Origin of the sequence: Roseateles sp. DAIF2 (assembly GCF_015624425.1) — a bacterium.
Classification (GTDB): Bacteria; Pseudomonadota; Gammaproteobacteria; order Burkholderiales; family Burkholderiaceae_C; genus Kinneretia.
In genome coordinates, this window is record NZ_CP049919.1 from 2,391,627 (window position 1) to 2,404,980 (window position 13,354).

12 protein-coding genes are annotated in these 13,354 nt (G+C 67.5%); 10 read left to right on the plus strand and 2 right to left on the minus strand.

All coding sequences use genetic code 11. The features are described from left to right. Positions 1-30 precede the first annotated feature (30 nt). The gene (gene rpmB, locus G8A07_RS11140) at positions 31-264 is read right to left on the minus strand and encodes a 50S ribosomal protein L28 (RefSeq protein WP_133602947.1); all 234 of its coding nucleotides are present in this window, start codon (positions 262-264) and stop codon (positions 31-33) included. A 197-nt stretch (positions 265-461) separates the two neighbouring features. Beyond that, positions 462-1,421, minus strand: coding sequence for a thioredoxin-disulfide reductase (gene trxB, locus G8A07_RS11145; protein WP_195797062.1), 960 nt, complete (start codon positions 1,419-1,421; stop codon positions 462-464). Between the two features lie 187 nt (positions 1,422-1,608). Between trxB and G8A07_RS11150 the strand changes: the two genes are divergently transcribed. The 10 genes from G8A07_RS11150 (at position 1,609) to G8A07_RS11195 (ending at position 13,351) form a co-directional block, all read left to right on the plus strand. Beyond that, complete coding sequence (locus G8A07_RS11150; RefSeq protein WP_195797063.1) at positions 1,609-2,277, plus strand: Crp/Fnr family transcriptional regulator; 669 nt, start codon at positions 1,609-1,611, stop codon at positions 2,275-2,277. A gap of 34 nt (positions 2,278-2,311) precedes the next feature. Then, positions 2,312-4,732 carry a DNA translocase FtsK gene (locus G8A07_RS11155; RefSeq protein ID WP_195797064.1) on the plus strand — a complete coding sequence of 807 codons (2,421 nt, stop codon included), beginning with the start codon at positions 2,312-2,314 and terminating at the stop codon, positions 4,730-4,732. 119 nt (positions 4,733-4,851) lie between these two features. Beyond that, a complete protein-coding gene (gene lolA, locus G8A07_RS11160) occupies positions 4,852-5,454 on the plus strand; it encodes an outer membrane lipoprotein chaperone LolA (RefSeq protein WP_195797065.1) in 603 nt (200 codons plus the stop codon). 12 nt (positions 5,455-5,466) lie between these two features. Next, a complete protein-coding gene (ybaL, locus tag G8A07_RS11165) occupies positions 5,467-7,182 on the plus strand; it encodes a YbaL family putative K(+) efflux transporter (RefSeq protein ID WP_195797066.1) in 1,716 nt (571 codons plus the stop codon). Positions 7,183-7,194: 12 nt separating this feature from the next. Further along, positions 7,195-8,550 carry a replication-associated recombination protein A gene (locus G8A07_RS11170; protein ID WP_195797067.1) on the plus strand — a complete coding sequence of 452 codons (1,356 nt, stop codon included), beginning with the start codon at positions 7,195-7,197 and terminating at the stop codon, positions 8,548-8,550. Between the two features lie 83 nt (positions 8,551-8,633). After that, positions 8,634-9,455 carry an ABC transporter substrate-binding protein gene (locus tag G8A07_RS11175; protein WP_195797068.1) on the plus strand — a complete coding sequence of 274 codons (822 nt, stop codon included), beginning with the start codon at positions 8,634-8,636 and terminating at the stop codon, positions 9,453-9,455. Positions 9,456-9,654: 199 nt separating this feature from the next. After that, positions 9,655-10,578 (plus strand): branched-chain amino acid ABC transporter permease, encoded by a 924-nt coding sequence (locus tag G8A07_RS11180; RefSeq protein WP_195796874.1) that lies wholly within the window; start codon positions 9,655-9,657, stop codon positions 10,576-10,578. Between the two features lie 128 nt (positions 10,579-10,706). Continuing rightward, the gene (locus G8A07_RS11185; RefSeq protein WP_195796875.1) at positions 10,707-11,786 is read left to right on the plus strand and encodes an ABC transporter ATP-binding protein; all 1,080 of its coding nucleotides are present in this window, start codon (positions 10,707-10,709) and stop codon (positions 11,784-11,786) included. A gap of 37 nt (positions 11,787-11,823) precedes the next feature. Further along, on the plus strand, positions 11,824-12,609 hold the full coding sequence (locus G8A07_RS11190) for an ABC transporter ATP-binding protein (RefSeq protein ID WP_195796876.1): 786 nt from the start codon (positions 11,824-11,826) through the stop codon (positions 12,607-12,609). Positions 12,610-12,625: 16 nt separating this feature from the next. Next, on the plus strand, positions 12,626-13,351 hold the full coding sequence (locus G8A07_RS11195) for an ABC transporter ATP-binding protein (RefSeq protein WP_195797069.1): 726 nt from the start codon (positions 12,626-12,628) through the stop codon (positions 13,349-13,351). Positions 13,352-13,354: the final 3 nt, after the last annotated feature.

Genomic DNA, 13,354 nt, shown 5'->3' on the forward strand with positions numbered 1-13,354 from the left:
TGCTCCTTGATTACTCGTGGACGGTTGAGATTACAGCTCGCCCTTGGCGCGCAGATCGGCAACGACTTGGTCGATGCCGACCTTGTCGATCAAACGCAGAGCGGCGTTGCTGATGCGCAGGCGGATCCAGCGGTTTTCGCTCTCCAGCCAGAAACGGCGGTACTGCAGGTTCGGCAGGAACCGACGCTTGGTTTTGTTGTTGGCGTGGGAGACGTTGTTCCCCACCATGGGCTTCTTGCCCGTGACTTGACAGACGCGTGCCATGACGCTTCTCCGGTTTGACTTCTCTTCTATCCAGCCGCTCCGCGCACTGCGAAGCGACCACATGACCGCTCTATGCCTGCTAAGCCTGGCGCTGTCTCGGTGAACGAACTCTCGTCAACGGCGCCCGGGGCGGTCCATCCAGCAGGCAAGCCGGCGAGTATAGCCGCAAATGCGGGTCATGCCAAGGCTGGGCCGGATCAGCCGTTTTCCTGTTCCAGGAAGCGCTGGGCGTCCAGCGCGGCCATGCAGCCGGTGCCGGCCGAGGTGATGGCCTGGCGGTAGACGTGGTCCTGCACGTCGCCAGCGGCGAACACGCCGGGCACGCTGGTCATCGTCGCGAAGCCGTTCAGGCCGCTCTTGGTGATGATGTAGCCGTCCTTCATCTCCAGCTGGCCCTTGAAGATGTCGGTGTTGGGCTGGTGGCCGATCGCGATGAAGCAGCCCTGCAGCTTCAGCTCCTTCGTGGCGCCGTCGCTGGTGCTCTTGATGCGCACGCCGGTGACGCCACTCTGGTCGCCCAGCACCTCGTCCAGGGTGTTGAACAGGTGCAGCTCCATCTTGCCGGCCTTGACCTTGTCCATCATCTTGTCGACCAGGATCGGTTCAGCGCGGAACTTGTCGCGGCGGTGGATCACATGCACCTTGCTGGCGATGTTGGACAGGTACAGCGCCTCCTCGACCGCGGTGTTGCCGCCGCCGACCACGCAGACCTCCTGGTCGCGGTAGAAGAAGCCGTCGCAGGTCGCGCAACCACTGACCCCGCGGCCCATGAAGCTCTCTTCCGAGGGCAGGCCCAGGTACTTGGCCGAGGCGCCGGTGGCGATGATCAGCGCGTCGCAGGTGTAGGTGCCGCTGTCGCCCTTCAGGGTGAACGGGCGCTTCGCGAGATCGACTTCGTTGATATGGTCGTAGACGATCTGGGTGTTGAAGCGCTCGGCATGCTGCTGGAAGCGCTGCATCAGCTCAGGCCCCTGCACCCCCATCACGTCGGCCGGCCAGTTGTCCACCTCGGTGGTGGTCATCAGCTGGCCGCCCTGTGCCATGCCGGTCACCAGCGTGGGCTTCAGGTTGGCGCGCGCGGCGTAGATGGCCGCCGTGTAGCCCGCCGGGCCGGAGCCCAGGATCAGCAGGGAATGGTGTTGGGGATTTTGGCTCATGGGCTGGATATGGGGTTGTGTACGCAACACACAAGAGGCGTCGGGCCGTGCTTATACGGCCTTGACCCTATAGAGTCACGTGATCTAGTTGGCACAATAGCCGCAATTCTAGGCAGGCGCGCCTCACATGCGCCTGGCGCCGCGAAACAAGCACAAACCAAACGTTGCCAATCCGAGGAGTGAGTTCATGGCCATGCTGTCCAATCTGGACCTGATCCGCAGGGTGCCCTTGTTCTCCCTGTTGACCACCGACCAGGCGCAGTCGATCGCCGACAGCGTGGTCAAGCGCCGCTTCAAGCGCGGCGAGCTGATCGTCGAGCAGGGCACCAAGTCGAATGCCCTGTTCATCCTGCTGAACGGCCGCGCCCGCGTGCTGACCGCCGACACGCGCGGCCGCGAGGTCATCCTCGCGGTGCTGCAGCCGGGCGACTATGTCGGCGAGATGAGCCTGATCGACAACGAGCCCCATTCGGCCACCGTGCGCGCCGAGGTGCAGACCGACATGCTGGTGCTGGGCCGCACCGAGTTCTCGCGCTGCCTGCCCGAGAGCAGCAGCCTGTCCTACGCGATCCTGCGCGGCCTGGTCGCGCGGCTGCGCAATGCGGACCGCCAGATCGAGTCGCTGGCCCTGCTGGATGTCTACGGCCGCGTGGCCCGCACCCTGCTGGACATGGCCGAGGACGAGAAGGGCCTGAAGATCATCCGCGGCAAGGTCTCGCGCCAGGACATGGCCAAGGTGGTCGGCGCCTCGCGCGAGATGGTCAGCCGGGTCATGAAGGACCTGGAGGACAAGGGCGTGATCGAGACCCTGGAAAACGGCTCCGTCGTCATCAAAGAACGCTTACAGCACGATTGACGGTGGGGGTCATGTCATGCGCCACAATGGCGCCATGAGTTTTCCCCTGGGATCCCTGATGGGCGGCGACGATGCCGCCGCCCCCAACGCCGCCCCCTCTGCCGCAAGTGGCGGCGCGAGCGCCGGCGGCGGCAAGACCTATCAACGCCAGCCCAAGAAGAAGGCCGCCCCGGCCGCGCCGGTGCGCAGCGCCAGCTCGCCACTGTGGCTGGTGGCCGGCGCGCTGCTGTGGGGCCTGACCCTGCTGGCGCTGCTCAGCCATGACCGCGCCGATGCCGCGTTCTCGATTTCCGGCAGCCGCGAGCTGTCGGCCAACTGGGTTGGCGCCCTGGGCGCCTGGATCTCTGACCTGCTGCTGTTCGCCTTCGGTTTCTCCACCTGGTGGCTGATGCTGGTGGGGCTGCGCACCTGGCTGGGCGCGCTGGCCGGGCGGCTGCGTGCCGATGGGCAGGTACAGCAGCAGGGCAAGACCTGGCGCGAGCGCAGCCTGTTCTGGGGCGGCGTGATCCTGCTGATGTGTGCGAGCTGCGCCCTGGAATGGTCGCGCCTGTACGCCTGGGAGACGCGCCTGCCCGGCCATGCCGGCGGCGTGCTGGGCTTCACCCTGGGGCCCTGGGGCATGAAGGCGCTGGGCTTTGCCGGCTCCGGCGTGGTCTGGATCGTTGCGCTGCTGGCCGGCAGCTCGATGGCGCTGCGCTTCTCCTGGCTCAACGTCGCCGAGTCGCTGGGCGCGCGGCTGGAGCGCCTGCGCGAGCGCAGCCAGGAGCGCCGCGAGATCAAGGAAGACCAGAAGGTCGGCAAGCAGGCCAAGCGCGAGCGCGAGCAGGTGGTCGAGGTCGAGCGCCAGGTGGTCGAGGAGCATCTGCCGATCGTGATCGAGCCGCCGGTGGTCGAGGTGCCCAAGTCCACCCGCGTCGCCAAGGAGCGCCAGACCCCGCTGTTCAGCGAACTCTCGGACACGAAGCTGCCGCAGGTCGACCTGCTGGACGCCGCGCCGGTGCGGGTCGAGAGCGTGACGCCCGAGTCGCTGGAAATGACCAGCCGCATGATCGAGAAGAAGCTGAAGGATTTCGGCGTCGAGGTGCGGGTGGTGGCGGCCTCGCCGGGCCCGGTGATCACGCGCTACGAGATCGAGCCGGCCACCGGCGTCAAGGGTTCGCAGATCGTCGGCCTGGCCAAGGACCTGGCGCGCTCGCTGAGCCTGACCTCGATCCGCGTGGTCGAGACCATCCCCGGCAAGAACTACATGGCGCTGGAGCTGCCCAATGCGCGGCGCCAGACCATCCGCCTGTCCGAGATCCTCGGCTCCCAGGTCTATGCCGACGCCTCCTCGCTGCTGACCATGGCCCTGGGCAAGGACATCATCGGTGCGCCGCTGGTGGCCGACCTGGCCAAGATGCCGCATTGCCTGGTGGCCGGCACCACCGGTTCGGGCAAGTCGGTCGGTATCAACGCGATGATCCTGAGCCTGCTCTACAAGGCCGAGGCGCGCGATGTGCGCCTGATCATGATCGACCCGAAGATGCTGGAAATGAGCGTCTACGAGGGCATCCCGCATCTGCTGGCTCCGGTCGTCACCGACATGAAGCAGGCCGGCAACGCGCTGAACTGGTGCGTCGGCGAGATGGAGCGGCGCTACAAGCTGATGTCCAAGATGGGCGTGCGCAACCTGGCCGGCTACAACAAGAAGATCGACGACGCCACCGAGCGCGGCGAGAAGATCCCCAACCCCTTCAGCCTCTCGGCGGAAAGCCCCGATGGTGCCGAGCCGCTGGAGCGCCTGCCGCACATCGTGGTCGTGATCGATGAGCTGGCCGACCTGATGATGGTGGTCGGCAAGAAGATCGAGGAGCTGATCGCGCGCCTGGCGCAGAAGGCCCGCGCCGCCGGCATCCACCTGATCCTGGCCACGCAGCGGCCCTCGGTGGACGTGATCACCGGCCTGATCAAGGCCAACATCCCGACCCGCATCGCCTTCTCGGTCGGCTCCAAGATCGACAGCCGCACCATCCTCGACCAGATGGGCGCCGAAGCCCTGCTGGGCATGGGCGACATGCTCTACATGGCCAGTGGCACCGGCCTGCCGGTGCGCGTGCACGGCGCCTTCGTCAGCGACGACGAGGTGCACCGCGTCGTCGAATACCTGAAGGCCCAGGGCGGCGAGCCCAACTACATCGAGGGCATCCTGGAGGGCGGGGTGCTGGAAGGCGATGGCGGCGGCGAGCCCCCGGCACCGGGTGAAGCCAATGGCGAGACCGATCCGATGTACGACCAGGCGGTCGGCATCGTGCTGCAGCACCGCCGCGCCTCGATCTCGCTGGTGCAGCGCCATCTGCGCATCGGCTACAACCGCGCCGCGCGCCTCTTGGAGCAGATGGAGAAATCCGGCCTGGTCGGCGCGATGAACACCAACGGCAGCCGCGACCTCATCATCCCGAAGCGAGACGATGGTTGACCACCCCCTACGCGCTGCGCGTGCCCCCTCAAAGGGGCGAGCCCGCAGGCCCGGCGAAGCCGGATCCTCGGGCTCCGCGCGGCCCCAATCGTGAACTTCACCCATAGACCCGATCACCGATGAAACGTCTTGCGTCACTGCTGCTTGTCCTTGCTTCGGCGGCCCATGCCGACGCGGTGCAGACCCTGAAGGACTTCGGCCGCGAGGTGAAGAGCGGCAAGGCCGAGTTCACGCAGACCGTGAGCTCGCCGGATGGCCAGCGCAAGAAGACCTCCTCGGGCAGCTTCGAGTTCCAGCGCCCGAACCAGTTCCGCTTTGCCTATGCCAAGCCCTTCGAGCAGTTGATCGTCGGTGACGGTCAGAAGGTCTGGATCTACGACCCCGACCTGAAGCAGGCCAGCTCGCGCCGCATGAACCAGGCCCTGGGCGCCACGCCCGCGGCCCTGCTGGCGGGAGCCAACCTGGAGAAGGACTTCGAGCTGAAGGCCCAACCCAGCAGCGGCGGGCTCGACTGGGTGCAGGCCCAGCCGCGCCAGGCCGACAACAATCTGCAAAGCCTGAAGATCGGCTTCAAGGGCAAGGAGCTGGCCGCCATCGAGGTGGTGGACGGCTTCGGCCAGCGCTCGCTGCTGCAGTTCAGCGGCGTGCAGGCGAATGCGCCGGTGGCGGCCGAGCGCTTTCGCTTCGTGCTGCCGCCCGGTGCCGACCTGATCGAGCAGTAAGGGCGGCACCGGATGCCGCATAACGTCAGCCTCATCTCCACGATCGCGGTCGGCTTCGGCCTGGCCATCATCCTCGGCCTGCTGGCCTCGCGGCTGCGCATGCCGCCGCTGGTCGGCTATCTGCTCGCCGGTGTCGCGATCGGCCCGGCCACGCCCGGCTTCGTCGCCGACATCGACCTGGCGGGCCAGCTCGCCGAGATCGGCGTGATGCTGCTGATGTTCGGCGTCGGCCTGCATTTCTCGATGAAGGACCTGCTGGCCGTCAAGCGCATCGCGGTGCCGGGCGCGGTGGTGCAGATCATGGTCGCCACCGCGATGGGCTTCGGCCTGGCGCGCTGGTGGGGCTGGAACAATGGCGCGGCCCTGGTGTTCGGCCTGGCGCTGTCGGTGGCCAGCACCGTGGTGCTCTTGCGCGCGCTGGAGGCGCGGCAGCAGCTGGAGACCGCCAACGGCAGCATCGCGGTCGGCTGGCTGGTGGTCGAGGACCTGGTAATGGTGCTGGTGCTGGTGCTGCTGCCGCCGCTGGCCGGCCTGCTGGAGCCCGGCGCGGGACCGCAGGGCGCGGCGCGTCCGCATGGCAATGCCGACCTGCTGGCCACGGTGGGCTGGACCCTGACCAAGGTGGCGGCCTTCATCGCGCTGATGCTGGTGATCGGCCGGCGCGTCTTCCCGCGCCTGCTGTGGACGGTGGCCGGCACCGGCTCGCGCGAGCTGTTCACCCTGTGCGTGGTGGCGGTGGCGGTCGGCGTTGCCTATGGCTCGGCGGCGCTGTTCGACGTGTCCTTCGCGCTGGGCGCCTTCTTCGCCGGCATGATGATGCGCGAGTCGGAATACAGCCACCGCGCGGCCGACGAGTCGCTGCCGCTGCGCGACGCCTTCTCTGTGCTGTTCTTCGTCTCGGTGGGCATGCTGTTCGACCCGCAGGTGATCCTGCAGCAGCCGCTGAAGGTGCTGGCCGTGGTGGCGATCATCGTGGTCGGCAAGACCCTGGCCGCGATCGGCCTGGTGCTGGCGCTGCGCTACCCGCTCAACACCGCGCTGATCGTCGGCGCCAGCCTGGCGCAGATCGGCGAGTTCTCCTTCATCCTGGCCGGCCTGGGCAAGGCCCTGGGCCTGCTGCCGGCGCAGGGGCAGAGCCTGATCCTGGCCGGCGCGCTGATCTCGATCGCGCTGAACAGCCTGTTGTTCACGGCGGTGGAGCCGGCCAAGGCCTGGATCCTGCGCAAGTCGGCCTGGGCCCGCAAGATGGAGCTGCGCGACGACCCGCTGGCCGAGCTGCCCGCCAGCACCGACGAGTCCAAGCTCAGCGGCCAGGTGGTCGTGGTTGGCTACGGCCGGATCGGCAAGCAGGTGGCGGAAGCGCTGCTGGCCCAGGGGCTGCACCTGGTGGTGGCCGAGCAGGAGCGCGAGGTGGTCGAGGCGCTGCGCGCGCGCGGCGTCGCCGCGGTGGCCGGCGATGCCAGCGAGCCGGCGGTGCTGATCCAGGCGCATATCGCGCGCGCCGCGCTGCTGGTGATCGCCGGCGGCGACAGCCTGCAGGCGCGCCAGATGGTGGAGACGGCGCGCCAGCTCAACCCGGCGGTGCGGGTGCTGCTGCGTGCCCACAACGAGGACGAGGCCCGCCTGCTGCGCGAGGCCGAGCTGGGCGAGGTGTTCGTGGCCGAGCAATGCCTGGCCGAGGCGCTGACGCGCCGTGCCCTGGAGGGCATGGGCGCGCGCGCCGCCTGAGACAATCGGCGCATGTCGTCTTCCTCCTCCGAATCGCTGTTTCCCGATCTCGATCCGCGGCCCGTGCCGGCCGCCACGCCCGGCGCGCGCGTGCCGCTGGCCGAGGCGCTGCGCCCGCGCAGCCTGGACGAGGTGATCGGCCAGAGCCATCTGCTCGGCGAGGGCAAGCCGCTGGCGCTGGCCTTCCGCTCCGGCAAGCCGCATTCGATGATCTTCTGGGGCCCGCCGGGTGTCGGCAAGACCACCCTGGCGCGCCTGACCGCCACCGCCTTTGACTGCGAGTTCATCGCGCTCTCCGCGGTGTTCTCCGGCGTTAAGGACATCCGCGCGGCGATGGAGCAGGCTCAAGCCTATCTGTCGCAGGGCAAGCGCACCATCCTGTTCGTCGACGAGATCCACCGCTTCAACAAGTCGCAGCAGGACGCGCTGCTGCCGCATGTCGAATCGGGCCTGTTCACCTTCATCGGCGCGACCACCGAGAACCCTTCGTTCGAGGTCAACTCGGCGCTGCTGTCGCGCGCCCAGGTCTATGTGCTGAAGTCGCTGGACGAGGCCGAGCTGCGCCAGCTGCTGCAGCGCGCGCGCGGCCAGGCGCTGGCGCATCTGCAGTTCGAGGACAAGGCGGTCGACACCATCGTCGGCTATGCCGACGGCGACGCGCGGCGCTTTTTGAACCTGCTGGAGCAATGCGAGATTGCGGCGGGTGCCGCCGGCATCGCGCAGATCGACGCCGAGTTCGTCAGCAATGCGCTGAGCCTGAACGCGCGCCGCTTCGACAAGGGCGGCGACAACTTCTACGACCAGATCTCGGCGCTGCACAAGTCGGTGCGCGGCTCCAGCCCGGACGGCGCGCTCTACTGGCTCAGCCGCATGCTGGACGGTGGCGCCGACCCGCGCTACCTGGCGCGGCGCATCGTGCGCATGGCCTGGGAGGACATCGGCCTGGCCGACCCGCGCGCGATGCAGATCGCCAACGACGCGGCGCTGACCTTCGAGCGCCTGGGCAGCCCCGAGGGCGAGCTGGCGCTGGGCCAGGCGGTGATCTATCTGGCCATCGCGGCCAAGAGCAATGCCGGCTACAACGCCTACAACGCGGCCCGCGCCTTCGTGAAGCAGGACGGCAGCCGCGAGGTGCCGGTGCACCTGCGCAATGCGCCGACCAAGCTGATGAAGGAGCTGGGCTACGGCCACGAGTACCGCTATGCCCACGACGAGCCGCATGCCTATGCGGCCGGCGAGACCTATCTGCCGGACGGCATGCCGGAGCCGGACTGGTATCGCCCGGTGCCGCGCGGGCTGGAGAGCAAGATCGGCGAGAAGCTGGCCTTCCTGCGCCGGCTCGACGAAGAGGCGGGCAAAAACGGCTAGACGCTTTCATCGCGGCATGTGATAAAGGCCTTGTCGCCAAGGACCGGAGGGAGGCCGGTCCTGGCTTTGAACAGGGGATTCGCATGTGGTCCATGCCCCGGGTGCTGCTCGCGTCGCTGCTGTTAGGAATTGGCCTTTCGGTCCAGGCCGCGAATACCCAAGTCCCGAGTTCCCAGCCCTGCGGGCCCTATCGCGTGGCCTTCTACGAGTACGGCGCGATGTACTTTCGCGGCGAGCAGGGGCAGGGCGAGGGCGTGGACAAGGAGCTGGTCGACGAGCTGGCGCGGCGCACCGGCTGCCGCTTCATCACCAGCGTGGTGTCCCGCGTCGCGACCTGGGTGCATCTGGCGCGCGGCACGGCCGACATCACGGTCTCGGCGGTGCGCACGCCGCAGCGCGAGCTGCACGCCGAGTTCGCGATCTATCTGCGCGGCCAGCCCTCGGTCTATGTGCGCTCCGAGCTGGCCGGCACGGTCGATTCGCTGCAGACCTTCGTGACCCGCGGCCCTTGGAAGCTGGCGATCTCCAAGGGCTACAGCTACGGTCCGCAGATGGACGCGATCATCGCGGACCTGCGCCAGCAGGGGCGCGTCGGCGAATACGGCGATGCCAATGCGGTGGCGCGGGTGATTGGCAGCGGCAAGGCCGACGCCTTCATCGCCTCCAACCTGGCCTGGTCGCCGATCTTCAAGGCGCACAAGCTGGAGGGTCGGGTCGCCGTGCTGCCCGGCAGTCCGGAGATGACGATCGAGGCCGGCCTGGCCTTCTCGCGCGAGCGCGTGCGGCCGGCCGACATCGCGCTGATGACGCAGACGGTGGCCGAGATGCGCGCCGATGGCCGCCTGAAGCAGATCCTCGGCCGCCATGGCTCGCCGGAGGTGGTGAAGAAGGCGATGCTGCCCTGAGGCTCGACGATGTATCCGGGCCAACGGGTAAATCCCAGAAAGGGGGCGATCCCCGCACTCCTAGAATTTCCTTAGCCTGCAAGACCGATGGCCGATGGCCCGCCCCCTTGGTGGCGGGCCTTCTGCCATCTGGCCCCTACCAGACCAGAACAAGACCGCCTTTTGCGCTCAGCGATCGGCGGCCGCAACGGAGATCGCGATGGAGATTTTTTTCCAGCAAATCATCAACGGCCTGGTGCTGGGGAGCATGTATGCGTTGGTGGCGTTGGGGTACACGATGGTGTACGGGATCATCAACCTGATCAATTTTGCGCATGGCGAGATCCTGATGGTGGGAGCGCTGGTGGCGTGGACGGTGATCACGGCGCTGGAGGGTTCGGGGCTGCCGGGCTGGTCGCTGATGCTGATCGGGGCGGTGTGCGCGATCGTGGTGTGCACGGTCCTGAACTTCACGGTGGAGAAGATCGCGTATAGGCCGCTGCGCAACGCGCCGCGCCTGGCCCCGCTGATCACGGCCATGGGCATGAGCCTGCTCTTGCAGACCCTGGCGATGATCATCTGGAAGCCCAACCCCAAGCCCTTCCCGCTGCTCTTGCCGACCACGCCGTTTGATCTGGGCGGCCCGGTGATCACGGTCACCCAATGCCTGATCCTGGGGCTGACGGTGATGATCCTGGCCGGACTGATCTATCTGGTGAACCACACCAAGCTGGGCCGCGCGATGCGGGCCACGGCGGAGAACCCGCGCGTGGCGGGGCTGATGGGGGTGAAGCCGGACTTCGTGATCTCGGCCACCTTCGTGATCGGCGCGGCGCTGGCCGCGGTGGCCGGCATCATGTGGGCGGCCAACTACGGCACGGTGCAGCACTCGATGGGCTTCCTGCCGGGGCTGAAGGCCTTCACCGCGGCGGTGCTGGGCGGCATCGGCAACCTGGCCGGGGCCATGGTGGGCGGCATCCTGCTGGGCCTGATCGAAGCCATCGGCGCCGGCTATCTCGGTGAGCTGACCGGCGGTGTGCTGGGCAGCCATTACGCCGACATCTTCGCCTTCATCGCGCTGATCCTGGTGCTGACCCTGCGACCGTCCGGCCTGCTGGGCGAACGCGTGGCCGACCGCGCCTGATATGAACCACCCCCTACGCGCTGCGCGCGCCCCCTCAAGGGGGCAACACCGGCAGCCCGGCAAAGCCGGATCTGCGGTGTTCGCTTGGGAATGCAAATGGCTGCGAGGCCATCGCTGAGGAGTCTTCCATGCAAAAGAACAAACTGATCGTCTTCGTGCTGGCCGCCGTCGGCCTGCTGCTGGTGCCGCTGTTTGCACAGCAGTTCGGCAACGGCCCGGTGCGCATCATCGACCTGGCCCTGCTGTACGTGCTGCTGGCCCTGGGCCTGAACATCGTGGTGGGCTATGCGGGCCTGTTGGACCTGGGCTATGTGGCCTTCTACGCGCTGGGGGCCTATATGTTCGGCCTCTTGGCCAGCCCGCACCTGAGCGAGAACTTCGAGGCCTTCAAGGCCGCCTTCCCCGACGGGCTGCACTCGCCGCTGTGGATTGTGATCCCGCTGGGGGCGGCGCTGGCCGGCTTCTTCGGCATGGTGCTGGGCGCACCCACCCTGAAGCTGCGCGGCGACTACCTGGCCATCGTGACCCTGGGGTTCGGCGAGATCATCCGCGTGTTCCTGAACAACCTGGAGCACCCGGTCAACATCACCAACGGCCCGCGCGGCATCGGCCAGATCGACGCCATCCACTTCTGGGGGTTCGACCTGGGCAAGACGCACGAGTTCTTCGGCATCACCTTCCCCTCGGTCACCCTGTACTACTACCTGTTCCTGGCCCTGGTGGTCGGCTCCGTGCTGATCTGCTATCGCCTGGAGACCTCGCGCATCGGCCGCGCCTGGATGGCCATCCGCGAGGACGAGATCGCCGCCAAGGCCATGGGCATCAACACCCGCAACATGAAGCTCTTGGCCTTCGGCATGGGCGCCACCTTCGGCGGCGTGGCGGGCAGCATGTTCGCCGCCTTCCAGGGCTTCGTCAGCCCCGAGTCCTTCAGCCTGCAGGAATCCATCATGATCGTCGCGATGGTCGTGCTGGGCGGCATCGGCCATATCCCGGGCGTGATCCTCGGGGCGCTGCTCTTGGCCGCGCTGCCCGAGGTGCTGCGCTATGTGGCCGGCCCGCTGCAGCAGATGACCGACGGCCGCCTGGACGCCGCCATCCTGCGCCAGCTCTTGGTGGCGCTGGCGATGATCTCCGTGATGCTGCTGCGTCCGCGCGGCCTGTGGCCCTCGCCCGAACATGGCAAGGGCGCGCCGAGCAAGAAGTGATGACGAGCAACGAGCAGCAGCACCAGGAGCACCAGCAATGACAACAACGACGGATACCGTGCTGAGCGTCAAGGGCGTGTCCAAGCGCTTCGGCGGCCTGCAGGCCCTCGCGGACGTGGGCATCGAGATCAAGGCCGGCCAGGTCTACGGCCTGATCGGCCCCAACGGCGCGGGCAAGACCACCTTCTTCAACGTTATCACGGGTCTCTACACCCCGGACGGCGGGAGCTTCGAGCTCGGCGGCAGCCCCTACACCCCGCAGGCGGTGCACCAGGTGGCCAAGGCCGGCATCGCGCGCACCTTCCAGAACATCCGGCTCTTCGCCGAGATGACCGCGCTGGAGAACGTGATGGTGGGCCGCCATGTGCGCACCCATTCGGGCCTGCTGGGGGCGGTCTTCCGCACCCCGGGCTTCAAGCGAGAGGAGGGCCAGATCGCCCAGCGCGCCCAGGAGCTGCTGGACTATGTGGGCATCGGCAAGTACGCGGACTTCAAGGCCCGCACCCTGAGCTATGGCGACCAGCGCCGCCTGGAGATCGCGCGGGCCCTGGCCACCGACCCCAAGCTGATTGCGCTGGACGAGCCGGCCGCGGGCATGAACGCCACCGAGAAGGTCGTGCTGCGGGAGCTGATCGACCGCATCCGCAAGGACGGCCGCACCATCCTCTTGATCGAGCATGACGTGAAGCTGGTGATGGGCCTGTGCGACCGGGTCACGGTGCTGGACTACGGCAAGCAGATCGCCGAGGGCACGCCCGCGGACGTGCAGAGCAACCCCAAGGTGATCGAGGCCTACCTCGGCGCAGGCCATGCCGCGCACTGAACAGGAAGCAAAGAACATGGCTGAGAACAAAGAGATCCTGCTCAAGGTCAGCGGGCTGAAGGTGGCCTATGGCGGCATCCAGGCCGTCAAGGGCGTGGACTTCGAGGTGCGCCAGGGCGAGCTGGTGAGTCTGATCGGGGCCAACGGGGCGGGCAAGACCACGACGCTGAAGGCGGTGACGGGGCTGCAGCCGGTGGCCGAGGGGCAGATCCACTTCATGGGCAAGCCCTTGAAGGGGCAGGGGGCCTGGGACCTGGTCAAGCAGGGGCTGGTGATGGTGCCCGAGGGGCGCGGCACCTTCACCCGCATGACCATCACCGAGAACCTGCAGATGGGCGCCTACATCCGCAACGACAAGGCCCAGATCGAGGCCGACATCGAACGCATCTTCGGCATCTTCCCCAGACTCAAGGAGCGCAGGAACCAGCTGGCGGGCACGATGAGCGGCGGCGAGCAGCAGATGCTGGCGATGGGCCGCGCGCTGATGACGCAGCCCAAGGTGCTGCTGCTGGACGAGCCCAGCATGGGCCTGAGCCCGATCATGGTGGACAAGATCTTCGAGGTGGTCAACGACATCCACGGCCAGGGCGTGACGGTGCTCTTGGTGGAGCAGAACGCCAGCCGGGCGCTGCAGCTGGCCAACCGCGGCTATGTGATGGAGAGCGGGCTGATCACGATGACGGGGGAGGGCAAGACCCTGCTCAATGATCCCAAGGTGCGGGCTGCTTACCTCGGCGAATGAGCC